General features: G+C 43.2%; 24 protein-coding genes, 1 tRNA gene, 1 pseudogene and 1 riboswitch. Of the genes and pseudogenes, 3 read left to right on the plus strand and 23 right to left on the minus strand.

Annotated features, from left to right (window positions below; all coding sequences use genetic code 11):
* Window positions 1-73 precede the first annotated feature (73 nt).
* Window positions 74-412: a hypothetical protein gene (locus HMPREF9698_RS05015; RefSeq protein ID WP_003777958.1), complete on the minus strand. Its 339-nt coding sequence runs from the start codon at window positions 410-412 to the stop codon at window positions 74-76.
* Between the two features lie 314 nt (window positions 413-726).
* On the opposite strand from HMPREF9698_RS05015, the gene HMPREF9698_RS05020 reads away from it, so the two are divergent.
* Window positions 727-824, plus strand: a tRNA-Sec gene (locus HMPREF9698_RS05020).
* 354 nt (window positions 825-1,178) lie between these two features.
* Here the strand turns inward: HMPREF9698_RS05020 and HMPREF9698_RS05025 are convergent.
* Together HMPREF9698_RS05025 and HMPREF9698_RS09155 are read right to left on the minus strand one after the other, a co-directional pair.
* On the minus strand, window positions 1,179-2,399 hold the full coding sequence (locus HMPREF9698_RS05025) for an FAD-dependent oxidoreductase (protein WP_003777960.1): 1,221 nt from the start codon (window positions 2,397-2,399) through the stop codon (window positions 1,179-1,181).
* 36 nt (window positions 2,400-2,435) lie between these two features.
* Complete coding sequence (locus tag HMPREF9698_RS09155; protein WP_003777962.1) at window positions 2,436-2,561, minus strand: hypothetical protein; 126 nt, start codon at window positions 2,559-2,561, stop codon at window positions 2,436-2,438.
* Window positions 2,562-2,826: 265 nt separating this feature from the next.
* Window positions 2,827-2,917, plus strand: a riboswitch (TPP riboswitch).
* A gap of 57 nt (window positions 2,918-2,974) precedes the next feature.
* Between HMPREF9698_RS09155 and tenA the strand changes: the two genes are divergently transcribed.
* Window positions 2,975-3,646 carry a thiaminase II gene (gene tenA, locus HMPREF9698_RS05035; protein ID WP_245530965.1) on the plus strand — a complete coding sequence of 224 codons (672 nt, stop codon included), beginning with the start codon at window positions 2,975-2,977 and terminating at the stop codon, window positions 3,644-3,646.
* 65 nt (window positions 3,647-3,711) lie between these two features.
* Here tenA and HMPREF9698_RS05040 read toward each other — a convergent pair whose 3' ends face one another.
* From HMPREF9698_RS05040 to pyrB, 4 genes are read right to left on the minus strand one after another with little or no spacing between them, the layout of a single operon-like run.
* Window positions 3,712-4,635 (minus strand): dihydroorotate dehydrogenase, encoded by a 924-nt coding sequence (locus HMPREF9698_RS05040; protein ID WP_003777965.1) that lies wholly within the window; start codon window positions 4,633-4,635, stop codon window positions 3,712-3,714.
* Window positions 4,628-5,821, minus strand: coding sequence for a dihydroorotase (locus HMPREF9698_RS05045; RefSeq protein WP_003777967.1), 1,194 nt, complete (start codon window positions 5,819-5,821; stop codon window positions 4,628-4,630). Before HMPREF9698_RS05045 ends, HMPREF9698_RS05040 begins: the two co-directional genes overlap by 8 nt.
* Window positions 5,818-6,255 (minus strand): aspartate carbamoyltransferase regulatory subunit, encoded by a 438-nt coding sequence (locus tag HMPREF9698_RS05050; protein ID WP_003777969.1) that lies wholly within the window; start codon window positions 6,253-6,255, stop codon window positions 5,818-5,820. The genes HMPREF9698_RS05045 and HMPREF9698_RS05050 overlap by 4 nt, the downstream gene beginning before the upstream one ends.
* Window positions 6,256-7,179 carry an aspartate carbamoyltransferase gene (gene pyrB, locus HMPREF9698_RS05055; RefSeq protein WP_040292619.1) on the minus strand — a complete coding sequence of 308 codons (924 nt, stop codon included), beginning with the start codon at window positions 7,177-7,179 and terminating at the stop codon, window positions 6,256-6,258.
* 442 nt (window positions 7,180-7,621) lie between these two features.
* On the opposite strand from pyrB, the gene HMPREF9698_RS05060 reads away from it, so the two are divergent.
* Window positions 7,622-7,888 (plus strand): hypothetical protein, encoded by a 267-nt coding sequence (locus tag HMPREF9698_RS05060; protein ID WP_003777972.1) that lies wholly within the window; start codon window positions 7,622-7,624, stop codon window positions 7,886-7,888.
* Window positions 7,889-8,714: 826 nt separating this feature from the next.
* Here the strand turns inward: HMPREF9698_RS05060 and HMPREF9698_RS05065 are convergent.
* The 16 genes and pseudogenes from HMPREF9698_RS05065 to HMPREF9698_RS08825 form a co-directional block, all read right to left on the minus strand.
* On the minus strand, window positions 8,715-10,028 hold the full coding sequence (locus HMPREF9698_RS05065; protein WP_003777973.1) for a sensor histidine kinase: 1,314 nt from the start codon (window positions 10,026-10,028) through the stop codon (window positions 8,715-8,717).
* Window positions 10,025-10,681, minus strand: a complete 657-nt coding sequence (locus HMPREF9698_RS05070; RefSeq protein WP_003777975.1) for a response regulator transcription factor — start codon at window positions 10,679-10,681, stop codon at window positions 10,025-10,027. The genes HMPREF9698_RS05065 and HMPREF9698_RS05070 overlap by 4 nt, the downstream gene beginning before the upstream one ends.
* A 204-nt stretch (window positions 10,682-10,885) precedes the next feature.
* Window positions 10,886-12,262, minus strand: coding sequence for an ABC transporter permease (locus HMPREF9698_RS05080; RefSeq protein WP_003777977.1), 1,377 nt, complete (start codon window positions 12,260-12,262; stop codon window positions 10,886-10,888).
* A 2-nt stretch (window positions 12,263-12,264) separates the two neighbouring features.
* Window positions 12,265-12,912 (minus strand): ABC transporter ATP-binding protein, encoded by a 648-nt coding sequence (locus HMPREF9698_RS05085; RefSeq protein ID WP_003777979.1) that lies wholly within the window; start codon window positions 12,910-12,912, stop codon window positions 12,265-12,267.
* Window positions 12,913-12,922: 10 nt separating this feature from the next.
* A complete protein-coding gene (locus HMPREF9698_RS05090; RefSeq protein ID WP_003777981.1) occupies window positions 12,923-14,311 on the minus strand; it encodes an ABC transporter permease in 1,389 nt (462 codons plus the stop codon).
* Between the two features lie 454 nt (window positions 14,312-14,765).
* Window positions 14,766-16,367: a ribosomal protection-like ABC-F family protein gene (abc-f, locus tag HMPREF9698_RS05095; RefSeq protein ID WP_003777982.1), complete on the minus strand. Its 1,602-nt coding sequence runs from the start codon at window positions 16,365-16,367 to the stop codon at window positions 14,766-14,768.
* A 202-nt stretch (window positions 16,368-16,569) separates the two neighbouring features.
* On the minus strand, window positions 16,570-17,451 hold the full coding sequence (locus HMPREF9698_RS05100) for a prephenate dehydrogenase (protein ID WP_003777985.1): 882 nt from the start codon (window positions 17,449-17,451) through the stop codon (window positions 16,570-16,572).
* A 12-nt stretch (window positions 17,452-17,463) separates the two neighbouring features.
* Window positions 17,464-18,345 (minus strand): prephenate dehydratase, encoded by an 882-nt coding sequence (locus HMPREF9698_RS05105; RefSeq protein WP_003777986.1) that lies wholly within the window; start codon window positions 18,343-18,345, stop codon window positions 17,464-17,466.
* 14 nt (window positions 18,346-18,359) lie between these two features.
* Window positions 18,360-19,093: pseudogene (locus HMPREF9698_RS05110) on the minus strand (amino acid ABC transporter ATP-binding protein).
* A gap of 10 nt (window positions 19,094-19,103) precedes the next feature.
* Window positions 19,104-19,697 (minus strand): amino acid ABC transporter permease, encoded by a 594-nt coding sequence (locus HMPREF9698_RS09060; protein WP_003777991.1) that lies wholly within the window; start codon window positions 19,695-19,697, stop codon window positions 19,104-19,106.
* 38 nt (window positions 19,698-19,735) lie between these two features.
* Window positions 19,736-20,788, minus strand: a complete 1,053-nt coding sequence (locus tag HMPREF9698_RS09065; RefSeq protein WP_003777993.1) for a transporter substrate-binding domain-containing protein — start codon at window positions 20,786-20,788, stop codon at window positions 19,736-19,738.
* Between the two features lie 391 nt (window positions 20,789-21,179).
* The gene (locus tag HMPREF9698_RS05120) at window positions 21,180-21,701 is read right to left on the minus strand and encodes a GNAT family N-acetyltransferase (protein WP_003777995.1); all 522 of its coding nucleotides are present in this window, start codon (window positions 21,699-21,701) and stop codon (window positions 21,180-21,182) included.
* A gap of 78 nt (window positions 21,702-21,779) precedes the next feature.
* Entirely contained in the window at window positions 21,780-23,549 is a 1,770-nt protein-coding gene (locus HMPREF9698_RS05125) for a DUF2075 domain-containing protein (protein ID WP_003778000.1), read from the minus strand.
* Between the two features lie 96 nt (window positions 23,550-23,645).
* Window positions 23,646-24,386, minus strand: coding sequence for a DNA alkylation repair protein (locus HMPREF9698_RS05130; RefSeq protein ID WP_003778002.1), 741 nt, complete (start codon window positions 24,384-24,386; stop codon window positions 23,646-23,648).
* 57 nt (window positions 24,387-24,443) lie between these two features.
* Window positions 24,444-24,812 (minus strand): TIGR02328 family protein, encoded by a 369-nt coding sequence (locus HMPREF9698_RS05135; protein ID WP_003778004.1) that lies wholly within the window; start codon window positions 24,810-24,812, stop codon window positions 24,444-24,446.
* A 489-nt stretch (window positions 24,813-25,301) separates the two neighbouring features.
* Window positions 25,302-25,478, minus strand: a complete 177-nt coding sequence (locus tag HMPREF9698_RS08825; protein ID WP_003778008.1) for a hypothetical protein — start codon at window positions 25,476-25,478, stop codon at window positions 25,302-25,304.
* Window positions 25,479-25,536: the final 58 nt, after the last annotated feature.

The raw sequence follows: 25,536 nt of genomic DNA on the forward strand, positions 1-25,536 counted from the left end.
AATCCTTCATCCATGGTTCGGCAAGGAAAAAATTGAAACGAAAGTTTGCCGAAGAGCTAACTTTTCAGCCTACTTAAGCTGGGAAGACAACTTTAGGACTGTTAGCAAACAGGTCCACAATCTTAGGCATGGAAGTAATGGTGCCAACTTCAATCTTATCATTTAAGTCATAATAGTTGACACAAGTTCCGCAAGTGGCAATGTCAACCCCTCTTTCAGCTAGGTTAAAGAGGTCGTCTAAGGCTTGTGACCCTGAAGCAGTAAGGAAGGCCCCATCCCCGTAAAACCACAAGTGGTCTGGTAGGTCCACTTTTTCAGTTAAGGTATGGAGGAAGGTCAGCATCAAGTTCTCTGTCAAGTCCTTTTCGCCTTCCCCCATGGCTTTGCTTGTCACAACAATATCATAACTCATTTATATTCCTCCTTGTAGTTTTCAAAATACAGTTTTGCTTTAACCTCATCTATTTTCTCACTTGGCAAGTGATTTTTAAAGCAATCAGCTTATCGCCTATTTTTGAAAATGAGAGAATAAGCTAGCAATAAATCGCTTGCAAGGCACGATTTTATTATCCCACTATCCCCTGTATTAGCTAGGTAAATGATAGAATTTTTACTGATTCTAATTTAATTTTCTTTCAATTGACAATAATTTTAAAATACGGTAAATTCCCAGCACTTTGTCTTGTAGACAAGTTCACTTTGTAGTATAATAGGAACTTGCCTAAGGGGAATGGATGGGAAACTGGTGTTCCCTCTGGTCTTCAAAACCAGTATGAGGGGTTAGGAGCTCCTTGGGTGAGTTCGATTCTCACACATTCCCGCCAGTCAATAACCACTGGAAGCCCAGTGAAGTGAACCGAAAAAGAGGCTTGTCAAGATTGACAAGCCTCTTTTGTGTCGTTGTCTGGATTTTGCCGTTTTCAATTTTCTACTATATTTGACAATTGTCACCTTTCAACTTTGAAACCACCTTATTTTTACTTATTGTCCAGTTTCAACTCCAAAACTTCCTTATTTTGATTTATTGTCCAGTTTCAAGTCCCAATAAAGTAAATTTCCTTTTCCCAGCCATAACCTGGCTAAGCTTAGGGAAATACTTTTAAAATCACAAAAAGACCCAAGCGTTAAGTCACGCTTGGGTCTTTCCTCTAGTCTATTCCGTTAAGGAAATGATTCATTTAAAATAGTAGGGTGTCACTACCGAATGTGTAGTCATCACCAAGTGCTTGCATGGCAAGAACATTCAAGTAGTTCCATGGTCTGTTGTATTCTGGTTGGAAGAAGAAATCAGCTGTCGCTAATTGCTCTAGGGTCCAACCAGCAGTCAAGGCGATAGACATGGAGTTGGCTAGTGGCCCAACCACATCATCTTTAGCCATAAACTGAGCCCCTACAATACGGTGGCTATCTTTAACATAGTGAATTTTCATGTGAAGGGTGCCAACTGGATTTTCACCGTTCCCCATGAAGGATGGCAAGAGGGGTTCTTCAACATATTTGCTTTCAACTTCTTCTTGGATCAAGTTGAGGTTAATGTCCTTGATACCTGTGGAAGCGAAGTAGTAGTCAAATACCCGCAAGCCGGAAGTGCCGTTGATGGTTGGCGCTTTGTATTTGTTTCCTTCAATCATGTTTTTCGCTGCAATAGCTCCACCGCGTCTGGCATTTGTCGCTAAACCAATTCTGATTTTTTCACCAGTTGGTCCGTATGGCAATTTAGTAGCATCTCCAGCGGCATAAATGTTTTCGTCTGAAGTCTGCATGTAGTCATTGACGACCACACTGCCATCAGGGTTCAAGTCCACGACTCCGTCTAGCCAGTCAGTTGCTGGGTGCATACCAACGGCAAAAATAACGGTGTCTGCTTCGTATTCACCCTTGTTGGTGACAACACCTCTAACATTCCCATCTTCATCACCTAGAATTTGCTGAACAGCCTCAGAAGTTTTAATCTTCAAGCCACTATCGATGGCGTGGCTGGTCAAGGTTTCAGTAAATTCTTTATCCAAGTAGGTTGGGATGATGGTTTCCCCAAATTCAACGATAGTGGTATCAATATTGGCAAGTGAAATAGCTTCACCAAACTCAATACCGATGTAGCCACCACCAATAACGACAACTTTTTTGGCCTCTTCCATTCTCTGTTTAATAGCTCCGGTCCAGTCTCTGCCTGGGGTAAAGTAAATGTGGTCATAGTTTAGGCCAGGAATATTCAAGACATTTGGTGCAGAGCCTGGGGAAATAAAGAGTTTGTCGTAAGAATCTTGGTGCTGTCCGTCTGGTGTTTCAACTGTAATTGTTTTGCCTTCTGGGTTAATGTCAACAACATCACTATTTAAATGGACATGGACACCTTGGCAGGTGTAGGAGTCAGCATTTGCATAGTGGAGAGAATCCAACGTCTTAGAAATACCTTCTAAGTAAGATTGGCTCCCTCAACCCATAAATGAAGCAGAGTCACCTTTTTCGTAAAGGTGGAGTTCCGCATCGCTTTGGTTTTTCAAGTAAGTCTGGATAACTTCGTGTCCAGCGTGTGAAGAACCGACAACTGCGATTTTCATAAATCATTCCTCCTATTCATTGATACCCACATTATAAGAGCAAAGCAGGCAATAATCAAGCTTCCACCATAGCGGCAAGTAGTCTTTATAGAAAACGGGTTGAATGAAATACTTGGTTCTTAAATAATCCAAACCAAAGGAGGACTCGCTTCAAATCACCGGATCTCACAAGAGCCTGCAAATTGAAAATGGTCATTCATGTATACTTAATCCCAAGTTAACTTGCCTAAGCCAATTATCCATGATAAGTTAGTGGTGTAGCAAGCCTTTTCACTAGGGGTAGTCATTAGACTTGAGAATGACCCTTTGAACCTGATCGGGTTAAGACCCGCGGAGGGAAGTGAGTGGTTAGGTGGGCTTTTTGCCTGCCAAAGTCCCTACTCCTAGTGTCTCAACAAGACTTAGGAGGAATAATGATGACTTTCACTGATGAATTGAAAGAAATGACACAAGACACCTGGGACCGGTCTTTGAACCATCCATTTGTAAGAGGAGTCACTGACGGGTCCTTGCCCTTGGAAAAATTCAAGTTCTATATTTTACAAGATATTTACTATTTAAAACATTACGGTAAGGTCCATGCCTTTGCCGCAGCTCATGCGGACGACTTTGACGTAACAGCTGACCTGGCCCAAAAAGCTTCTGAAACAGCCCAGTCAGAGTTAACTGTCCACCAAGAACATGCCGAAATTTTGGATATAAAAAAAGAGGAAATCGACAACTTAGATCCTGCCCCAACGGCCTATGCCTATACTTCTCACTTGTACCGGGCAGCCTTGTCCGGGTCTTTAGGCGAAATTGTTGCGGCCATCCTCCCTTGCTACTGGCTTTATGCTGATATTGGCCTACGCTACCAAGATGCAGAACCTGAACCTGACATCTACAAAAACTGGATTGCCACTTATGCCAGCGACTGGTTTCAAGAGTCGACCCAAGATATGATTCAGCTAATGAATGATATCGCCAGCCAAGCCAGCGAGGTCGAAAAAGACAAGTTCAGACAGCAATTTAAAATAGCCAAGGAATACGAACTTGGTTTCTGGGAAATGGCCTACACCTTTGAAGACTGGATTTCCAATAAGTAAAGGCTAAAACGACCCTACAAATTAAGACAAAAACGACCCCAGTTTCAGGGGTCGTTTTTAAATCTCTAAGCATCAAAGCGTTTAATATCCTTAATTTTGTCAATGCCCAACTGGTCGAGTCGGTCGGGTAAGCCTTCAATTATTTCCTTGCAGACCGTGGGGTGGAGGTAGTTTTCTGACCCAATTTGAACGGCTGTGGCACCGGCCATCAGCATTTCAATCACATCATCAATGGTAGACATGCCTCCAACTCCAACTACAGGGATGGAAACGGCCTGGGCCACCTGGTGGACCATACGGAGGGCAATGTGTTTCAAGCTACCAGCAGACAAGCCACCGGTTACATTACCCAACTTGGCCTGGCGGGTTTCAATATCAATGGCTAGGCCGGTCACCGTGTTAATGGCTACCAAACCGTCTGCTCCAGATCCTTCAGCTGCCTGGGCTAAGACAGCAACGTCGGTCACATTAGGGGTTAGTTTGACAAAGACCGGCAGGCTGGTCGCTGCTTTCACTTGCCGGGTTAAATCAGCCAAAATATTCGGATTGGTCCCAAAGGCTAGCCCTCCTTCGGCAACATTGGGGCAGGAAGCATTCACTTCAATGGCCACCACATTGGGTGCTTGGGAAATTTGCTGGGTGACCTCTACATAGTCCTCAATTGTCTTGCCGGCTACACTGGCGATAATGGGCAGGTCATACTGGGCCAGGGCAGGTAATTTTTCGGCTAAAACTGCTTCAATTCCTGGGTTCTTCAAGCCAACTGCATTTAAAATCCCCTTGTCAGTGTGGGCAAATTTCGGGTCTGGGGCTCCTTTTCTAGCCTCCAAGGTGGTCGTTTTGATCACCAGGGCTCCAAGGATGCCTAAGTCATAATGGTCCATCAGGGGCTCCCCATAGTCCACTGTCCCTGAAGCAGGGATAATGGGGTTTTTCAAAGTCAAGCCAGCAAGGTCAATACTTAAGCGGTCATTGTTTTCTTCAGTCATGATTTTCCTCCCTTTCATAACGGACTTGGCCATCAACAATGGTCATCTCCACCAAACCATCAAAACTTTCGCCTTTAAAGGGTGTATTGTCTGACTTGGAGGCAAAGTCTTGGGCAGTATAAGTCTGGTCGAGGTCAATAAGGGTCAAGTCCCCGTCATATCCCACTTCCAGCAAACCCTTGTTCAAACCTAGGATTTTAGCAGGATTGTGGCTCAGTAATTTCGATACCAAGCTTAGGTCCTGGCCGTGGTCCTGGACTAAAACCTTGTAGGCAATGGGGAAGGCTGTCTCCAAACCGATCATGCCGGGTGACCCTTGGGCCTTGTCTTCTGCACTGTGGGGGGCGTGGTCGGTAGCAATAACATCCACCGTCCCGTCCAAGATTCCTTCAACCAGGGCCTCTACATCTGCCTTGGCCCGGATTGGTGGGTGGACCTTAAAGTCTGAGTCGTAAAGGTAGATGTGGTGGGGGGTCACTTCCATGGTGACTGGGTAACCCTTGGCCTTGCCGTAGCGGACAGCATCCAGGGCATCGACTGTCGACACATGACAGAAGTGAACTGGGTTGCCTATTTTTCCGGCAAAGTAGACATCCCGCCAGGTGTGGACATCTTCTGCATAGCGGTAGTCAATTTCAGACAGTTCCTTGTCTTCTTCATGGATCATAATGCCTAGGTTTTTTTCCTTCAGGGCTTGGAACAATTCAAAAGTAGCCTTGTTGTTAAAGAGACCAAAGCCGTCATCAGATAGGAACTTAACCGAGTCTGGTATCCGGTCAAAGTCGACTCGTTCTTGGCCGGCCAGGTCCTTGGAGGCAGCATAATTTTGAAAGATATGAACCAAGCCTAGTTCCTGGGCTCGGGTCATAATATCTTGGTAAACTTCAGGATTATCCACTACTGGCTTGGTGTTGGCCATCAAGTTAACTGTCCCGTATCCGCCATGGAGAGCTGCTTGAGACCCAGTTTTCAGGTCCTCTTTATAAGTCAAACCTGGGTCTCTGAAGTGGGCGTGGAGTTCGATAAAGGCGGGGGTGACCACTTTACCTTTAGCATCAATCACCCGACCGCAGCCTTCACTAGCCAGGTCTAAACCAATAGCATGGATTTTCCCCTCTTTTAAAAGGATATCGGCCTGGATTGACCCACGACTATCAACCAGTTGGCCGTTTTTGATTAAGATCATTTTAACTCCTCCGTATCATATAGGTGTTCACAATACTCACAGGCATAAACACTTTCCACCGGGTCGACCAGGATAAAGCTCGGTTCGATGTGGGGCTCCGTATTGGTTATACAGCGGGGGTTGGTGCATGACAAGTAGGAGTTAATCCGCTTAGGTAGGGCAACCTCGCCCTTGTCAACAATTTGGCTATCTTTGATATAGTTAACGGTAATGTGGGGATCCACAACACTTAAAATATCAAAGTTAATGTCACTCAAGTCCCCTTGAATTTTAATAATATCTTTTTTACCCAGTAACTGACTATCTACATTCATCATAAGAGCCACCCGGTCTTGAGCCCGATTCAAGTTCAAAAGGTTAAAAATCTTGTAGCCGTCTCCGGGCTGGATGTGGTCAATCACGACTCCATTTGTAATAGAAGAAACTTCTAACATTTATTTCACTCCTAACATTTTTAAGATCAAGGCCATACGCACTCTAACCCCATAGCCAACTTGGTCAAAATACTTGGCCCGAGGATCATCGTCAACTGAAACATGGATTTCATTGACCCGTGGGAGGGGGTGGAGGATAGCTAAATCATCTTTGGCTTGGTCTAGTTTAGGCATATCCAAGATATAACTATCTTTCAAACGTTCATAGTCTGCCTCGTTAAAAAATCGCTCCTTTTGAACCCGGGTCATGTAAAGGACATCCAATTCATCGATTACATTTTCTAGCCGCTCTTCGGTCTTGTAATCTACCTTGTTTTGCTTAAGCATGACTTCAATATAGTCCGGCACCACCAGCTCTTCGGGTGAAATTAGGACAAAACGGTTGTTAGGGTACTGCATCAGCATGCGAAGGAGAGAGTGGACGGTCCGGCCAAATTTTAAGTCTCCGCAAAGACCGATCGTCAAGCCTTCCAACCGCCCCTTGGTTTCCATAATGGTGAGTAAGTCGGTCAAGGTCTGGGTGGGGTGCTGGTGACCACCATCGCCGGCATTGATAAAGGGCACATCACTGGCCAAACCCGCCACCATGGCAGCCCCCTCTTGAGGGTGACGCATGGCAATAATATCGGTGTATTGTGAAACTGTCCGAATGGTATCAGCCAGGCTCTCCCCCTTGGCCGTTGAAGAGGACTTGGCTTCAGTAAAGCCAATACTGGTCCCCCCAAGGCGGCGGATGGCGGATTCAAAGCTCAGCCGGGTCCGGGTTGAAGGCTCAAAAAAAAGTGCCCCTAGGATGATCCCATCACAAATATGTGAATAATCATCTGGGCACTTAATAATATCTTGGGCTAAAGTAATAATGTCATTGATTTCATCAACGGTGAAATCCTTAATATGAACAAGGTTTTTTTCTAATAAAGTCATTCCTTTTTCCCCTTCCACTTTTAGGCTCAAATTGTCAATATTTTACCGTGAACCATAAGGGCTGTCAATATTTTTAGTGAAATTCAATAACTTTTTCTCGTTGGGTGGTCGCATGAAATTTTGGGATAAGTCTCAGTTTAAGTTGACATTGGGTTAGATGTGTTTATTGCTGGCTGACATATTTTTCAACTGTTCGATTAGGTTTTTTTGCCGAAAGCCAACCGATTAGGGATCGTCTAGCCTCCTTGGAGTTCAATTTTTGCTACTCACCTGACTAAAAATCTTCACGATTTCATATTATTTTGGTCATCAATTCAAGCCAGTCCGGTGGTAAAATAAAGTCAGCTTGAGAGGGGAAAAGGCTTCCCAAACCAAGTATAACTCATACCAGGAAACTTTTGCCTGGCAAAATACACTACTTTTCATAGAAAGGAAAAGAAAAATGAAAAACAAACTCGCTTTACTTGCCGCACTTGGACTAGGACTTGGCGTCTTAGGCGGTTGCCAAAACAACAACGAGGAACCTGCTGAAGATGCCCAACAAGAAGAGGGCATGACCAAGGAAGAAACCGACGAAGACATGTTCCCTGATAATGGCAAAGAGGAAGACGATATGGACCAAGGAGCCGAAGAAGAGTCTGAAGACGACATGGAAGAAGATTCTGAGGACGACATGGAGGAAGATTCCGAAGAAGACGGTAACAACTAAGAGCCCCTGCCCAACCACTTGTGGTTTTGCCTTTCTTTCCCTAGAGAGAGGCTAGACCACAAGTGGTGTTTTAAATTACTTGACTGGTTGGATGGGGAAAGTCGATTTTCGCTCACCAATTGTAGAATCTTGGAGTTATAATTCTATAATCGTTGATCAATTATAGAATCTTGGACCAGGAATTCTATAATCGCAGATCAATTGTAGAATCTTGGAACCAAAATTCTATATTCACAGTCCAATTGTAGAATCTTAGATAGCAATCAAGGGTTGACCAATTTGCAACTCTACAGTTGTGAAATTTAGACTTGTCTGGACTTAATTCAAAAGGCGACAATCGCCCTCCGATTGTCGCCTTTCAACTTCGAAAGTACCTTATTTTTATATATTGTCCAGTTCCAACTTCAAAACTTCCTTATTTTCATTTATTGTCCAGTTTTAACTTCAAAACTTCCCTATTTTCTTTTATTGTCCAGTTTTAACTTCAAAACTTCCCTATTTCTATTTATTGTCCAGTTTCAACTTCAAGACTTCCTTATTTCTATTTATTGTCCAGTTTCAACTTCAAAACTTCCCTATTTCTATTTATTGTCCAGTTCCAACTTCAAAACTTCCTTATTTTCATTTATTGTCCAGTTTTAACTTCAAAACTTCCCTATTTCTATTTATTGTCCAGTTCCAACTTCAAAACTTCCTTATTTCTATTTATTGTCCAGTTTTAACTTCAAAACTTCCCAATATCCACCTGCCTTCTCCCTTGCAAGACAAAAAGCTTGTCGGCTACCGACCTGGTCATTTCACCCAGTCCAATAGCAAACAAGCTTTTTTATAATTCAATCTTGAAGATGACCTGGTCTTTTTCTTGGGCTAGTTGATAGTTAAAGCCGTAATTTGACAACAAATTAGAGACGATATAAAGGCCTAGGCCATTGCTGGTATCTTGATCCAAGCTAAAGTTGATCTTAAAAGCCCGGTCCAAGTCAAGGCGACTTGGGTCATGAGACCTGTTCGCCACATAGAAATTCCCGTTGGTCACACCAATAGAAATCTGACCCTGGTTTGGGCTATACTTGATGGCATTGCTGATAAGGTTGGACAAGATAATTTTCAAGGCTGGACGGCCAATGACCATGGTTTGGTCCTCTAGGTCATTCACAATGGAGATTTGCTTTTGCTTGGCCAAAAGGTCGTATTTGGCCAAGACTTCTTGGAGGACTGAATTAATGACCAACCGCTCTTCATCATCCTTCATATGGTCCAGAGAAGAAATTGAAAGAAGCTGGGAGATGTGCTGGGTTAAATCGTCCACAAGGGCAATGCTTTTGCCAATATACTTGTCCCGGTCCTTGTATTTGCCGATATTGTATTGCATGTTTTCTAATACTACTTTCAGACTAGCCAAGGGAGTCTTGAGTTCATGGGAAGTCCCACGGAAAAAGTCATAGCGTAAGTTTTCCAGCTTAATTATTTCTTCGTTCTTATCTTCCAAATCGTCGATGGTCTGGAGCAAGCTCGTATAAAGGTCATTAATCTGGTCTTTGAGTTGGCCAACTTCATTACTAGAATCGACCTTAAGCCAGGCTGTCCGGTCCAGGTCCATCATCCGGTCAGTGGTGTCTTTAATCTCCTGGATTTGTCTTTTGGTCACTTGAGCATAAAGGAGGGCTAAGAGAATGGAAACCAACAGAGACAAGGCCAATGAATAGGGTAAGAATTGTAAAGACAAGTCCCGGGCCTCTCTTTGCATATCGGCCGTTGACACAAATTGCAAGGTCCTCTTTCCACCGTCCGCCAAGTCAAGGGAGCGTTCTTCTATAATCAAGGAGTTGTTTTCACTGGTCAAATCAACTCCGACTCCATCTTGGATGGCGAGTTCATTGTCTCCACCTCCTTCCTTTAGACTGGCCCTTATGTCATTCTTTTTGGAGTAGAAATCCAAGCTGGCCTGGACATAATCCAGGTCCTGTCCTTCTAGCTGGTCAGTAATTTGGTCTGCTTGGCTGGTAATTTCTTCCTGACGATTGGCCAGGTAGGACTTAGGAAAGGCAAAAAAGACAAAGAGGTGGATGGCTAAGACTAAGACCGACAAGATGACAAAAAATTGCAGGAACATTTTGGGAAATAATTTTAAATTTTTCATTTTCGCTCCAACTTGTAGCCCACATTGCGGATGGTGACAATGCAGTCCAAGTTCAATTTCTTCCGTAATTCTTTAATGTAAACATCCACCACCCGGTCATAAGGGATGTCCTCCGTCTCCTTCCAAACTTGGTCAATGATCTGGGACCGACTTAAGGCCCGCCCCTCATTGTTGACCAATAATTTAAGGATTTCCATTTCTTTATCGTTGACCGCTACGGGCTCTTCTCCAAGCTGGGCTGAATAGCTAGTAAAGTTAACCTGACAATCCTTATAGGTGAACAGTTGACTTTGACCGTACTCTTTCCTGATCAAGGCATCGACCCGGGCCTTTAAGACTGGCAGGGAAAAAGGTTTTTCGATATAGCCATCTGCTAGGCTGGAATAGGCATCAATCTTGTATTCTTCATCATGAAAGGCCGTCAACATTAACACAGGGATATCGCTTTTCCGACGAATTTCCTTTAATACTGCCAGTCCATTTAAAAAGGGTATTTGGATGTCCAAAATCACTAAGTGGATGGGAGTAGCTTGGAAATATTTCAAGGCTTCTTGACCATCTTTCGCTTGGACCACTTGGTAGTCAAATTCTGCCAAGTATTCAGCCAACCCCTCCCGAATCAATTGGTCATCTTCGACAAGAAGTATCTTCATTGCTCTGCTCCTTCCCTTTCTTTACCGCTTTTATTATACACCAAACAAGGGTGATGGCCCTGGTCCTTTTTAAACTCGAAAAGTTAGTCCTAAAGTCGCTTTATTGTTTGAGGTATAAAAAATTTGCTTCTAGTTACTTACTAGGCCATGACCTAGCCCAGGATCCTAAAGCAAAGAAAGCAACGCCAACCAATACACTAGTTTTTATTTAACATCAAGGAGGAGGTCTTTCGGGTCTTTTTGTAAAATGGAATAAGATGACAAAAGTAGGGCCAAAGCCAAAACAAAAAGGAGTAAAATTCCGACAAGCAAGATAGCTTGACCAGATAGTTGAACATTTAAGCTAGACAAAGTCTTGTTAAAACCGTCTACTTCTGCTCCCCCGCCAAGTCCAGTCGCTGCAGATTCTTGGGCAATGTTTTCTGCAATACCCGCTGTAACCCTTTGTAAAACACTATTGCCAATCCTTTTACCTAAAGCAGAAGCTAAAAAGATCGATAAGGCAAAGCCTGGTAAAGCAAGGAAGAAGAGTTCAAGGGCAAACTGACCAAATAGCTGAGGCTTGGAGAACCCCAAAGACAAGTAGATCGCAACTTCCTTCTTACGGGCATTCAGCCATAAGAAAAGAAGAAGGGCAAGGATCAAGCCAGCAAAGATCAGTGACCCTGCCAAAAGTTGGTCGGCTAGCTGGTAAATACCGGAGACGGATGCCTGAAGAGCTGGATAGTTGGAAGCACTCTTTATCAATGTGTAGTCCCGCCAGTTAATATTCAATTGACCCAGGTCCTTGATCACTTGGTCCAAGTCTTTGTCTCCCTTGACAAAGAAGGTCGCATCCTGGTAAACCGCGGTTTCTTCTGTATTGCCATAAACCTTGGCAGCAGTGTCTATGTCAGTGACTAGGGTGTTTTCATACAATTCTTGGGCGGCCGTCACCCCTCCCTCATTGTGGCCGTCAAAAAGTCCTTTGATGGTAACTTCCACCCTCTCATCTGCCCCTTTTTCATTGTCAGCATCATAAAGGTTAGACTTGAGGGTGAATGTGTCGCCCACTTTTAACTTATTTTTCTCAGCCAGGTCCTTGTGCATTAAGACCTGGCTTTTATCTTGGTTGGTCAGGTGGTCTCCTTCAACCAGCTTGTAAGCTCCTGAGACGAATTTTGTCTCCTGGTCTGATTCATTAACCCCAGTCAACATGACAGCTGAGCCAAATTTTTCAGCCCGGTCTGGCGTTTCATTGGCCAGGGTCTGGTCTGTTTGAACAATGTCCAAATCCTCCAAGTTAGCCACACTGTTAATCCGCTTGACATAGCCTGCAATATCTTTGGCATTGGCAATTTTCTGGATGTCCTCTCCCTTGACATTACCTCCACCACGAGGGGTTCCCATATTGACTTGTCGGTTGATTTCCATGGTAAAACTATTGGTGATATTCCCAAAAGTTTCTCTTGCAGCTTGGTCAGTAGCTCCCTTGATAGACCAAGAAATTAAAGCCAGGGCTGACATAGCAGTCATAATGAGTAAAATAATGAGGGATTTAATTTTCTTCCGTGTTACATAGGCAAATGCATTTTTAACCATGTCTAAACCTCCTGAATTAAGTTTTGGCTTTGGTATAATTTTTTATCTTTAAGTTCTAGAATATGGTCAGCAGCTTGGGCCACTTCCTTGCTGTGGGTGACCACAATTACGCATTTGTTTCGGCCATGAGCCAAGTCTTTAAAGAGGGAAATGATGTCTGTTGCCGTCCCTTCGTCTAGGTTTCCTGTTGGCTCGTCCGCCAAAATAACTGGCGCTTCAGAGGCCAAGGCCCGACCAATGGCTACCCGCTGTTGCTGGCCACCAGAGAGTTTGAGAACATTGCGTTTGACTTGGTCTTGGCTCAAGCCCAAGTCCAGTAATATCTGACTTGATGCTTGCTTGTTAACTAGCCGGACATTCTCCAGTGGGGTGAGGTAGTCGATCAAATTGTAATTTTGAAAAACTAGGGAAATATTATTTTTTCGGTGGCTCCTATACCCCTCTTGGCTGATATCTGCCTCTTGGAACAGGACTTGACCGGAACTAGGCTTGTCTAAACCTGCCAATAAGGATAGCAAGGTTGATTTGCCTGAACCAGACTTGCCAATAATAGCGTAAAATTGACCGGGTTCAAAAATGTAGTGTAGGTTCGATAGGACTTTTTCCTTGCCGTAGCGGTAGGTGAGATTGGTTATTTCTAAAAGTTTCATCTTTTTGCTCCTAACTCATTTGCGATAAGATCGCCTTTGGTTTTTTAACTAAAATCATAGCGGATGCTACAAAAACAGATAAGACAATAATAAGAAGTAAAATACCATAACTTTGGCCCAAGATGAGGAGGTTCTGCTTTAAGCCAAAGTCTGTTTGGAGTAAAGGGACTGATAAGACTTGACCTAGGACTTGGTTTAAAAGCATTCGACCCAGTAAGAAAGAGATCAGGAGGCCTGGCAAAGAGACCAGGATGAGTTCTAGGATAAATTGGCCGATAACTTGTAATTTGCTAAAGCCAATCGTTAAGAGGACGCCAATTTCATATATTCGTTCACGTAACCATAAGATTAAGATAAGGGAGAGGGCAAGAGCTCCCGCAATTAAGATGGCCAAGGTCATCACCTGTATAATCTGGCGAATTCCAGCTAAGGAAGCCTGGGCTGTTTCATAGGCCTCTGTGTTCTCCTCTACCCGAAACTTAGCTGGTGCACCCCCCATTTCATCTAATTTTTTAGAAATTTTATCTAATTGGTCGGGCCCTTTTGCAAAAACGGCAATTTGGCTGACTTCTTGTTTACTCCCCTTTAAGTGAAGGGCAGTCTGGCTAGAGGCGTAGTCGGTATAGACCATATTCTCACTCAAGTCAGAAGACAGGCCCGTGTAGTTTTCCTGCTTTTTACCCGAAAAAATACCCACGATTTCATATTCCTGACTTTCCAAACTTTCCTGGCTTTCCGGATCAAACTTTTCATTGCTCGGTCTTTCTAGACTTTCCTCGTCTTCTGGGCCCTGTTTTTTATTGTCCTGGCTTCCCGGACTGCCCTCGCTTTCTGGACTAGGGTTTGCCATAGTTTCATCATTTTCCAAATCCAGCATTTGCAAACTTAGCTTGTCCCCCAAGTCTAACTTGTTGGCTTGGGCAAAATCTTGATGGACTAGGGCTTTATGCTGGTCCCCCTCCTGGATCCCCCTACCTTTGACAAGAGTAAAAACGCCAGAAGTGAACAAGGGATCTCGGTCTGTTTGACTGATCGCTTGGAGGGAAAGCAAGTTTTCCAAATCACTGGCTAAATCATCTCGGTTTACCTTTTGGTCACCAGTGACCGGCTGACTCCCCAAGCTTTGAGCTAAACCCTCATATTGGTAGACCAGGCTTTGAACACTCGGGTCTCCTTGAAGCCAAGATAAGTCGCCCACTTGAAAGTGACCTCCCCCCTCCTTTCCCTTAATGGTTAAAGAAGAGTTGGACGATTGATAGAGGCTAGCTTGAACCTGGTCGCTAGACTGGAGGATAGCCAAGCAAGCATATAAGGCAGACAAAACCAAGCATATGAGGGTAAAGATGATCAAGGTCCGAGACTTTTTCCGGATCACATAAGCCAAGGCATTTTCAACCATATTTTTGCTCCTTTCTAGGCTGGACAACCAGCCCTTGTTTTTATCTAATTTCATTTTAGGCGGGAAATATGAAAGCTATATGAAATGGAAAATTTTATTTGGACTTGACTCTGCTGACTTTGAAATTTCTCGTATAACAATTGTTGTTTGAGAAAAGAACGGAAGAATTCTCTAATAACGTTAGTTGTTTGAGAATAATCTGCTGAAATTCTCGTATAACATTTATTATTTGAGAAAAACCCACAAGAATTCTCAAATACCTATTGTTATTTGAGAAAATTACCATAGTTATATAATAACATATGTTCTCAATACTAGCCGACCACACTTCCCCAAGTCAAGCTCTTATTTGAACAACCGCTGCCAAGCTAACCCCTAAAACACAAATAACCCACCACCTTATTTTCCAATAAGGTGGTGGGTTGCTTACAGTAAAAGTTTGCACTATAAAACTTTATCGGGATCTTTTTAATTCCATTAAACGGTCAAATTCCTTCTCTAGTTCTTCCCTTTCCTCGCTTGTCAATTCCATGGCTGCTAAGCGGTTATTGATGGAAGTCAGGCGAAAATCAAGACGTAAGTCGCTTTCATCATCTGGACTTGGTTTTTGCTTTTCCTTTTGGTACTGAGCCAAGTTGCCTGGGAAGGTCTTTATCTTTTGGTCTTCGATCAAGAGTAAGTCAGTGGCTACTTTATTGATAAAAGAGACATCGTGACTAACAAACAGGAGGGGGCGGTCATAATTTACTAGTAAGCTTTCCAAGGCTTCAATGGTTCCAATATCTAGATAGTTGCACGGCTCATCCATCATTAAGAAATTGAAGTCTCCGGTCACTAACTTAGCTAATTTTACCTTGGCTTTTTCGCCATCACTCAAGTTAGCTACTTTTTTTGAAACTTGGTCCCCTTTAAAAGTTAGCCGGGCTAAGATGATCCTTGTCAAGGTCTCGTCATAGATGGAAGTTTCTTCTACATTAGCTAGCACTGACTTTTCTAAGTCAAGAGTGCTGGTCAATTGGCTGTAGTAGCCAATTTTCAACTTGGGATGAACATAAACTTCCTTGTTTAAGATCATTTGAAGCAAGCTGGTTTTACCAGACCCATTGTCTCCGATCAAGGCCCATTTGCGACCATTAGCAATCTCTAGTTTGGCCTGGTCAAAAATCACTTTCTGACCAAATCGCTTGGTCAGCTCTTGGGATTTTATGAGAGTTTTTGATTGGATCTTATCCTGTTCAGGTATGGTCAATTGGATGTCCTGGTCTTTTTCAGGTTTTTCCTTAACATCTAACTGATTCAGCCGAGACTGGACCGCTTTGGCTTGCTTGTCTAGTTTCTTTTTATTCTGCTGGCCACCCATCTTGTGGAGTCTAGCTTCAGAATTCCCCATACGATTAGGAGTCTTTCGGACATTTGCCGACTGGTCTTCAATCTCTTGGGTTAAATTTTCTAACCGAGTTTTCTCTTTGACATACTTATCATATTCTCTTTCCTTGAACTTCTGCCTTCTGAGCCTTTCTTCAAGGTAAAATTGATAATTACCATTGTATAATTCAAATTTCCCAGCCGAAAGCTCCATAATCTTATTGCATGTTTTGTTGATAAAGTCGCGGTCATGGGATACCATCACATACCCCTTCTTCCGAGCTTTCAACCTGCTAGCTAGCTTTTCTTTCTGGTCAATATCCAGGTGGGAAGTCGGCTCATCAATTAAGAGAAAAGCCTCTTGGTCTTTTAAGAGACTAGTTAGCTTTAAACGCTGGTACTGGCCAGGGCTTAAACTTTCATCAGGGTCCAATTGAGCCCTAGAGTAGGTCTCGCCAGAAAAATCCAAATCCTTGGTCTCATCATTCATCAGCCAGATTAATTCAGTTGAAATTTCTAGCTGTCCCTCATAGTCTGGGTCTATCCCAGCTAGAATTTTTAAAAAACTAGTCTTCCCTGCTCCATTATTTCCTATCAAGCCTACCTTGTCTTGGTCACTTATAGACAAGTGGTCAAGATGAAATAAATTTCGATCAGCAATAGATTTGCTCAAATGATTCATGTTTAGCATAAAAATCCTCCTCGTCTCAGAGAGGATTTTACCCTCTCTTACTGGGCGGGTCGTCTGCTATATATTCTCATTGGTCTGTACCTCCTTGTTAAGATAGCCTAAGTATAACATACTCAAAGGAAAATTCTTCTTTTTTGGTAAGGGCTTAGCTAATCAAGTCAAAAAAGCCATCTAAGCTGACTTGCTTAGATGACTGTCTTGCCTAATTATTTTGAACTTTAAAGTCCATCTTCTCCAATGCAAGCCGGCGCTTGGCCCCTTCTTCTAGCAGGGTCATTAAACTTGCTTGGTCTTCATCCTCCAACGCCTTTTTCAACAGGTCAAACTGGTCTTGGAAGTTGGCCATGGCCCTCAGGAGGGCTTCTTTATTATGGAGGAAGAGTTGCTGCCAAAGGGGGGCATTGATATTGGCGATCCGGGTCAGGTCGCGGTAGGAGTCCCCCATAAAGTCAGCCGTCTCCTGGCCAGCTTGGTCACTGTTAATTAGGGAAATGGCTAGGATGTGGCAGAGCTGGCTCACATAGGCCACCATCCGGTCATGGGTTTGGTAGTCCACCTGACGGACACTTTTGAAGCCAAGAGCTGTTAAGAGCTGGGTCAAAAAGTGGACGTTTTCTGGCTTATTAGCGGGTCTTGGGGTTAGTAAATAGTTGGCTTGGTCAAAGACCGTCTTGTCAGCATAGGCAAAGCCCTGGCTTTCCCGACCGGCCATGGGGTGGCCAAAGATAAAGTCGACTTCCTCTGGTAAAATCGCCACCACCTCTTCTACCACTCCCCCCTTGACCCCAGTTACGTCAGTTACAATCGCCCCCGCCTTAAAAGAATCCCGGTGGCCTTTGACGAAGGCAATCAAGTCATCAGGGTAGAGGGTGATGATGACCAGGTCAGCTTGCTGCAAGATCTCCCGGTTAACTAACTCCCCCTGGTCAATGACCCCAGCTGCAAGCGCCTGGTCAAGGGTTCGGCCATCCCGGTCAATTCCCATCAGCTTAACCGGAAAATCTTCTTGCTCCTTCAAGGCCCAGGCAAAAGACCCGCCGATAACCCCCAGGCCAACAATGGCAATCTGAATTGTATCTTCCATAGTCTAGTCTCCTTAGTCAATAGCAAGGGGTTGGAAGGCCCCAATGATTTGGATATATTCACTGGCAAAGGCTAAGTTTTGCCACAAGAGTTGGTAGTCTCCCCCCAGATTGCTAACATCCACCTCGATAAAGAACCCGTAACGGAAAGGCTGGTTGGCAATGGGTCTGGCATCCAGTCCTTCTAGGTTGCAATCAAAAAGGTCAAAAATATTGAGCAAACGAACCAAAGAGCCTGGCTGGTGCTTGGTTTCCACATAAATCATCCACCGGGTTCGGCTAGGATATTGCTTAAAATAGTCCTCTAATTCCTGGTCTAAGTCCAGTGGTGTCTTTGACCAGTGCTTGGCTAGGAAAAAACGAGTGGTATTGGTCTCTTCTGTTTGGATATGGTCCAAAAGAGGAACAAGCTGGTAGAGTTCACCATTTTGCGGACCAGCCAAGGCAGCCTTCTTGGGGTCTCCTTGTTCATGGATATACCATGCCGCCTGAGCCGTGTCAGTAAATGGAACTGGTTCAATTTGAGGATGAGCCTCAAAAAAGGATTGGCACTGGGACAAGGCTTCCGGGTGGGAGTAAACCTGGCGGACCTGGTTCAAACTTGACTCCGGCAGGCCCCACAAGGTATGACGAACAGGTTGGTAGCGCTCTTCTTCCACAAAGATGTCCCGGCCCTTAAACAGGTCTAGGGTCCGGGTGATCAAGCCAGTGGTGGAGTTTTCAACCGGGAAAACACCCAAGTCAACCTGGTCCCCCGTCAACCGGTCCAAAACTTCAGGAAAATTCAAACAGGGAACAACTTCAGCCTGACCACTTTCCTTAACTCCTTCTTTTAAGTAAGTTTGTATCACAGTTTCAGAATACGACCCTGCAATGCCTTGATAAGCAACTTTCATAACTTTCCTACTTTCTAAACCTTGAGGCCTTTGATAAAAGCCGCTGTCCGTTCACTATTGGCCTGGTCAAAAATCTGACCTGGTGGCCCTTGTTCGATAATGAGGCCCTTTTCTAAGAAGCAAACCTGGTCAGAAACCTCCTTGGCAAAATTCATTTCATGGGTAACCAAGACCATGGTGGTCTCCCCATAGGCAATTGACTGAATCAAGTCCAGGATACCGGCAACCAATTCGGGGTCCAGGGCTGAAGTGGGTTCATCAAACAAGATGACCTCAGGCTGGATGGCCAAGGCCCGGGCAATGCCAACCCGCTGTTGCTGGCCGCCCGACAAGTGAGAGGGGTAGTAGTCTTCCCGGTCCCCCATCCCACTTGGTTGAGGTAGTAGCGGGCTAGGTCCTTGGCCTCTTTTTTGGATCTTTTTTGGACCATAATCAGGCTTTCCATAACATTTTCTAAGGCCGTCTTTTTAGAGAAAAGGGCATAATTTTGAAAAACCATGGCTGTTTGTCGCCGGATCTTTAAGAGGTCTGCTTGACTAATGGCTTCAATATCATAGGCTTGGTCAGCCATTTCAATTGTCCCATTATCAGCCGGCTCCAAGAAGTTGATGGTCCGAAGCAAGGTGGACTTGCCAGAACCGGATGACCCGATGATGGTTAAAACATCCCCAGTGGCTACCTCCAAGTGGATATCTTTTAAGACTTGGTGGTTGCCAAAAGACTTGTTCCAATTCGATAGTCGTAACATACTTTCCCTCCTATGCTTGTTTACTGTCTAGCTTGGGCGCTTGCTTTTGGCTTGGCCGGTCTGGTATATTCAGTCGTCGCTCTAAGTAGCCGACCCCGCGCTCGATTAAAATACAAAAGAGCCAGTAGAGGAGGGCTACAGCAATATAGGCTTCAAAGAAACGAAGGTTAGCACCGGCTAAAATCCGAGCTTGGCCCATAATATCAATCACAGTTACGGTAAAGGCTAAAGAGGTCCCTTTCAATAAACTAATCAAGCTGTTTCCCAAATTGGGGATGGCAACGACTAGGGCAGAGGGCAGGATGATCCGCCGCATGGTCTGCCGGTCAGTTAAGCCAATGGACTTGGCTGCTTCAATTTCCTTGTCGTCAACTGACAGGATAGCTGCCCGGAAAGTTTCTGAATTATAAGCCGCTTCATTCAAGCCAAATGCCACAAAGACATAGACCAAGGCTGGTATCCCATTGACATCCAAGTTCCAGCCCGCTTGCTGGTTGACCCACTCCACCACCAAGGGAAAGCCATAAAAGGCTAAAAAGAGCTGGACCAGTTGAGGCGTTCCCCGCATAAAGGAAACAAAAACCTGGAGCAATTGGTTGACCACAGGGACCTCTTTCAGCCGGATAACCGCCAGCAAAAAGCCTAAAGCAAGACCGTGATAGGCAGCCTTGCCAAAATATCTGGCAGCATTTGGACAATGGCTTCTGGGGCAAAGATCTTACCACTTGCAGCTTCTGACTGGTCTTGGTCTTCCCTTTCTTGATCAGGGTCAACCTGGCCTTCTTGCAGTCTTTCGGCCTCGATGGCATCATTTTTGGCAATCATTTCTGGAGTAAGTTCAGTATCATCTTGGCCCAGGTAAACTTGGCTCAGTTCAGCCAGCCTACCCTCTTCCCGCATTTCCGCCAGAGCTGAATCCATTAAATTTCTTAAGTCTTCATCTTGGACCCGGTAGATAAAGTAAGACCCGGGCGGTTGGATGGCCTCTTCATCTTCAATAGGGTGGGACTGGAGTTCAATACCAAAAGTTTCCTGGACATCCTGTAAATAAATGGTCTTGTAAATCGTGGCATCAAAGCGGCCATTGTAGACATCCCGGATAATGGTGGACGGGTCCGAGTCCACATACTGGATATCCACCGCCAAGTCTGGGTTTTGGTCATTCCAATTTTCTAAAAACATGGATTGGGGCGAGGCCGGAACTACCCCGAAGGACTGGCCTGCCAAGTCTTCCAAGTCTAAATTAGCCGGCTGGTCGGTGTCCGTAATGATAACATTGTGGGTGATGACATAAGGGTAGAGAGAAAAGAGATACTTGTCACGCCGTTCCTCATTTTCACCCAAGTTGTTGGCCACCAGGTCAAATTTCCCTGAATCCAAGCCAGCAAAGAGGGAAGGGAATTCAGTAATCTCATATGTAATCTCAATTTCCTCCAAACGCTGGTCTATTTCATCTAAAATATCAATTTCCAAGCCGGTCAATTCTTTATTATCGTCGAAGTAGTTGAGAGGTTTGGTCTGCCCCGTAGTCCCTACCACAATCTGACGAGGCTCTTCCCCTTCCGCCAAATCCACTTCCTCCGAAATGGCCGAGTCCGAACCCCTTGCTTCTACCCTTTGCGTGACTGAGCTTGACCTGGTGAAGCAGAGTAAGCCAAGCAAGACCAATACTAGCGATGCGAATCTTTTTTTCATCCCATATACCCTCCAATTGTAGCAAGTTACTCCTTTGGAATAAATAAAAACACCTATCTAGAGTCTTAATCTAAATAGGTGCTGTAGCTAATTGGTTGGGTTCTGGCGACCACTTAGATTAATTCTCTAGGTGGCCGATCCAGCTTAAATAGCTTTAGCCATTAGAGATACAATTCAGTTTGCTGACTGAGTTTGTATCCATAATGACTGACTTATGGCTACAAACTGTATCTAAAATAGCTAAAGAAGAAGTTAGTCTTTAAATTGAGCACTTGCTGGTTCATTTGATCTTCTCCTTTATGAACTTGTAAGATTATTCTACCATAGGAGGGATATAAAGCAAGGATTTTTTCATTTTTCTTTAATGTTTTGTTGGCTAGAGGTAAAAGGATCACAGGTCACTTTCTAACATCCCGTAAACATAACTATCTGTCCATTCGCCTTTGTTCCAAAAATCTTGCAAAAAATGGGGTTCCCTTCGCATACCAAGTTTCTGACATAAATTTGCTGAAGCTGTGTTGCGAGCATCCAAGTTAGCTTGGATGCGGTGTACTTGGAAGGTAGAAAAAAGTTCCATAATGACTGCTCGAACTGCCTCCCTAGCATAGCCCTGCCCGGAATAGGAAGGGTTAAAAACATAGCCAAGCTCAACCGTGTCTTTCATGTCGGTATACCATACGGAGATATCGCCGATTACTGTATTGTCTAATAGGACGGCTAAATTCAAAGCAGACTCCTTGTCCAAGTTATGGTTATTCAGTTTTTCTTGAAATTTCTCTTCCCTGTCTTGGTCTTGCCAAGGATCTTCCAAGAGGTATTGGCAGACTTGGTCATTGGAATAGAATTTAAAAACATCAGCCAGGTCCCCTTGGTTAAAAGGGCGAAGAGTGAGTCGGTCGGTGGTTAGCTTCATATTGGCCTCCTTTTCAAAATATGGTTAACTGGTCTGCTCCAATGGGACTCTTTTACATCATTTAAACAAAGATTAAGCTTATTCGTGATCTTCTCTCTGGTCAGCATTTAGTAAAGCATTTCTAAGTTCTTCGTCTACAGCATAGATATATAAGCCGTTAACCCCTCTGGTTAGTAGGACATTTAATTCATTTTTTAATAGTGTTTCACCGTGTTTAACTTTGGAACCATCTATCATTGTACGATTTTGGGTGGCATTTTTATTATGGCTACTATCTGGATCATAAATAATACGACCATCTCGATATTTTACAGAAGGACCAATGATCACCCCAGCAAAATTCAAGTCAAGTCCTTGGACCGTGTAAGTAGACCCCACTTCATCGATCGTATGTGGTTGCTCAGCCCAGGATAGATCTTTGTTTTTCTTCCTTTGCTCTTTATTCTCTTCTATAAGTTGTTTATTCCATGGCATTTTCCAATCTTCTTCACTTACATACCAGTAATCACTGTACGTCGGTTTTGAGGCACTACTGTAATCCCAGTCATAGGTAGCAGTAACACGGGAAAGGCCTTTTTCATCATTTTGAGCCTTCACTCGAATAGCCTCTTCTAAATCTCCTGGATTATCAAATATCCTTAAGTCAAACTTTGAATCTTTCGGAATATCATTAATCTCTTTTGAATCAATAAAATCCCTGATCCATTTTAAGGTTTCTGGATTCGAGTTTATCCGCATTTGCTTGTGGAGGTATATAACAGTCATTTCTGAGTCGCGGAGAATTTGCTTAATTGGCTTTTCCTCCCAAATTTGATTGGTTTGTAAAATTTGATCTTCATCAAACACAGCCACTACAACTCTAGCTCTATCGATAATATCCTTTAGTTGATTCTCCCCTCTATAGGATTGCTTCCCTTGGGTCCACAGTAAATGAGCTTCGTCAACTAATACAACATCAGCCTTATTATCTGGATCATGATGGTTAATAAAAGAGGTAGGCTTGGCTACTCGCTTGGATTTTTTATCAATCGGATTGAGTTTTCTAGCTATTTGTTCATAGATAGTTAACTGCTCCTGGTGGTTAACCAAAAGATAATTGTCTTTATTGTTAAGCTTGTTTGGATTATCAGCATCCTCCTCATCATGAAATAGGTCATAAAACAAAGAACTCAATACCACCGTTTTGCCTGCTCCAGCAGCTCCTTTTAAGAGAATTAATTGTTTCGACTTATTTGTGTTTAAAGCCTCTTTTATTCTCGTTTTGATTTGATTGATAGCATGACTTTGTTCATCGGTCAGTTTATGAAAGGGAGAGGCCTTAAACAGTGCTGAATCTTTAATGATTTCCTCTAAAGGAAATAGATTTTGGTCAATATTCCGTAAGCCTCGCCATATCTGTGAAAATACTCTATCTAAACATTCTGAAGTATAGTATTCATTTTGTTGGTTTGTTCGTCGATTGTAGACTGTGTCAATATTTTCGACACTGGATAAGTAAAGCATTAAACGGTTTTCAATATCTAAAGTAAGTGATTTATTAAAGAATTTATGTCCAATAATATACAAGGAAGAATCTCCAGCAATAACAATTTTTTCCCAGTCTTTGCGATCTTTTGGGTCTCTTTGTAAATGTTGTAGGGTACGAAAATAAATATTGCTTGTTTCCCCAACATAGACATTATACTTATCATCTTTCTTATCCGTTTTAGTGTGATTAGCTATGTAAACGGTTGGATAGTTTAGAAAAAACTTCGTTGAGTCCTTTGTGGGATATAATTGATCTTTACGAAATTGATCTATAGCTTCCTTCGTAAAGGGTATTTTTTCAATAAAAACTTCTTTAGACATAGAACCACCTTAGTATTGCTTATTATGTTTATTATATCATTTGTTGAATCGATAACTAGGTTGTATTCGTATCTCTTCTAGTATTTTCAGCTCAACCTAACCCTCCTCCACATTCCTAGACCCATGCTTGATGACCCAAAGGCATTCTTTGCTAGGCTGCCCCTTCTGCCAATCATGGATAATGGAGTGAAATTTGTCAGGGGCTTCCTTGTAGAGGTCGTTGAGGTTATTGGCCACACTTTTTTGGATGTACTTGTCCTTGTCGTCCTTCAAGTTGGATAAGATTTCTACATAATCATTAAAGTAATCAAGGGCCACCGTCATCTTCTTAGCCCAAGGGAGGCGAATTCGTAGGCATTCACTGGAGAGTCGCCGGACCCGCTCGTGGTCATCCTGGCTCCAGTCTTTTAAAATAGTCAAAGATCGTTCGGGGTACTTTTTGATCAAGGGACGCATGCAAAATTCCGAGGTAAAGCGTTTGGTCAGCTCCTTGCTGAAGTCAATACTGACATGGAAATGAGCTGGTCCAAAAAGTTCTACAAATCTCCCCACCGGCCACAGCCACCAACCTTCCGTAAAAGCACCGGCATTACCCCTGAGTTCAGGACCAAGTATTTGGCTAAAAACTTTTAATGTATCTTCATAGCCCAAGTTAATGGACTGAGCTAGAGCCCTTGCCACCAGGTCCTGCCTTTGACTAAATTTCAAGTCCAGGATTTTGGCTTTCGTTAAGTTCAAAAATTCTTCTTTGTCAAATCTGCTAGTCACTGACAATAGCTTATTTGCAAAGTTATCCAAGTAAGTGTGGTCATAATAGTCTTTCAATTTTTTTGCCATAGTACTCCTCATCAATCGGTCATAATTGGATCCAAAAGCTTAGCAATTTTTTCCACCCTACTTATTCAAGTCCACACCTTTTTGAGCTAAATTTTCCAAACATTCCTGCTTGTAGTTTTCGTCATGTTCTGGATAGATAGGCTGGGTAAATTTACTAGTTTCAAGCTGGTCATAAGGGGGGCAGGACTTGCCTCTGTAATAGGGATCTTTCCATTTTTGGTTAACATGGTAGCCTCTGTTTTCCATTTCTCCCATCACCAAACAATGATACTGGTATAACTTATAGGGGCTGTGTTCAAAAACGTACTGTACAGTAGTGTGGGGCCGGCCCCAGCCTTTGCCCCGTAAGGCACAACATTCTCTGTGTTGGCCTAGGAGTTGCTGCCTAGGCAAGCGGTTGATGAAGTCTTGGTGCCAGAGTCTCATTTGACCACCTCCTAAACTTGCTATTACCAATCTATTATATACTTAAAAAGCCAACAAAACTAACCGTTTATGCAAAAAGGTCTACTAACCTGTCACCAAACAAAGGCTGGTCCTTGTAATCGGCTGACAGGTTTCATAGACCTTGAGTATATAGGGGTTCTACTTCATTTGACAAAAGGCCTTTTAATTTATTTTTATAAGAAATAACCCCTCAGATTCAACATATAGCTTAGTCTCTTTTAAAAATCTATCGTTTTCAGAGTAAATAGTAGTATCAAACCCTGAACCAATAGTTATAACGCTACTTTTAGATGGAATATAAACATTCATATGAGTTTTCCTTTAATTATGACTAACTCTAATGCTGTACTGATTTCATCTAACCCTTTGTCTCTAAAATTATGATACTCATATTCTTCAAATCTTTTAAGCGGATTGTCTTCATAAAATTCTGTTAGATATACAATTGAATCATCGTAACAAATAATCCTAAATAATATTTTTTATACTGTCACAACACTCATGTAAATATTCCCTTTCAAAATACTCTTGTAAATGATCAAAATCACTTTCATAAGGGTAGATATTTAAAAATGGACTGACAATATACCAAGAATCTAAATTAAATAGTCTTTCTATTTTTTCTAAATTTTCTTTTTCAATCACTTGCCTAAAACCTTCCCGTTACCATCCAAAGATGCTCTTCTTCTACCACTTCTATCTT

Source organism: Alloiococcus otitis ATCC 51267, from assembly GCF_000315445.1.
GTDB lineage: Bacteria > Bacillota > Bacilli > Lactobacillales > Carnobacteriaceae_A > Alloiococcus > Alloiococcus otitis.

Coding starts and splice junctions, on each gene's coding strand:
- HMPREF9698_RS05015 (WP_003777958.1), bottom strand. CDS start 412: ATGAGTTATGATATTGTTGTGACAAGCAAAGCCATGGGGGAAGGCGAA.
- HMPREF9698_RS09155 (WP_003777962.1), bottom strand. CDS start 2,561: ATGAAAATCGCAGTTGTCGGTTCTTCACACGCTGGACACGAAGTTATC.
- tenA (WP_245530965.1), top strand. CDS start 2,975: ATGATGACTTTCACTGATGAATTGAAAGAAATGACACAAGACACCTGG.
- HMPREF9698_RS05040 (WP_003777965.1), bottom strand. CDS start 4,635: ATGACTGAAGAAAACAATGACCGCTTAAGTATTGACCTTGCTGGCTTG.
- HMPREF9698_RS05045 (WP_003777967.1), bottom strand. CDS start 5,821: ATGATCTTAATCAAAAACGGCCAACTGGTTGATAGTCGTGGGTCAATC.
- HMPREF9698_RS05050 (WP_003777969.1), bottom strand. CDS start 6,255: ATGTTAGAAGTTTCTTCTATTACAAATGGAGTCGTGATTGACCACATC.
- pyrB (WP_040292619.1), bottom strand. CDS start 7,179: ATGACTTTATTAGAAAAAAACCTTGTTCATATTAAGGATTTCACCGTT.
- HMPREF9698_RS05060 (WP_003777972.1), top strand. CDS start 7,622: ATGAAAAACAAACTCGCTTTACTTGCCGCACTTGGACTAGGACTTGGC.
- HMPREF9698_RS05065 (WP_003777973.1), bottom strand. CDS start 10,028: ATGAAAAATTTAAAATTATTTCCCAAAATGTTCCTGCAATTTTTTGTC.
- HMPREF9698_RS05070 (WP_003777975.1), bottom strand. CDS start 10,681: ATGAAGATACTTCTTGTCGAAGATGACCAATTGATTCGGGAGGGGTTG.
- HMPREF9698_RS05080 (WP_003777977.1), bottom strand. CDS start 12,262: ATGGTTAAAAATGCATTTGCCTATGTAACACGGAAGAAAATTAAATCC.
- HMPREF9698_RS05085 (WP_003777979.1), bottom strand. CDS start 12,912: ATGAAACTTTTAGAAATAACCAATCTCACCTACCGCTACGGCAAGGAA.
- HMPREF9698_RS05090 (WP_003777981.1), bottom strand. CDS start 14,311: ATGGTTGAAAATGCCTTGGCTTATGTGATCCGGAAAAAGTCTCGGACC.
- abc-f (WP_003777982.1), bottom strand. CDS start 16,367: ATGCTAAACATGAATCATTTGAGCAAATCTATTGCTGATCGAAATTTA.
- HMPREF9698_RS05100 (WP_003777985.1), bottom strand. CDS start 17,451: ATGGAAGATACAATTCAGATTGCCATTGTTGGCCTGGGGGTTATCGGC.
- HMPREF9698_RS05105 (WP_003777986.1), bottom strand. CDS start 18,345: ATGAAAGTTGCTTATCAAGGCATTGCAGGGTCGTATTCTGAAACTGTG.
- HMPREF9698_RS09065 (WP_003777993.1), bottom strand. CDS start 20,788: ATGAAAAAAAGATTCGCATCGCTAGTATTGGTCTTGCTTGGCTTACTC.
- HMPREF9698_RS05120 (WP_003777995.1), bottom strand. CDS start 21,701: ATGAAGCTAACCACCGACCGACTCACTCTTCGCCCTTTTAACCAAGGG.
- HMPREF9698_RS05125 (WP_003778000.1), bottom strand. CDS start 23,549: ATGTCTAAAGAAGTTTTTATTGAAAAAATACCCTTTACGAAGGAAGCT.
- HMPREF9698_RS05130 (WP_003778002.1), bottom strand. CDS start 24,386: ATGGCAAAAAAATTGAAAGACTATTATGACCACACTTACTTGGATAAC.
- HMPREF9698_RS05135 (WP_003778004.1), bottom strand. CDS start 24,812: ATGAGACTCTGGCACCAAGACTTCATCAACCGCTTGCCTAGGCAGCAA.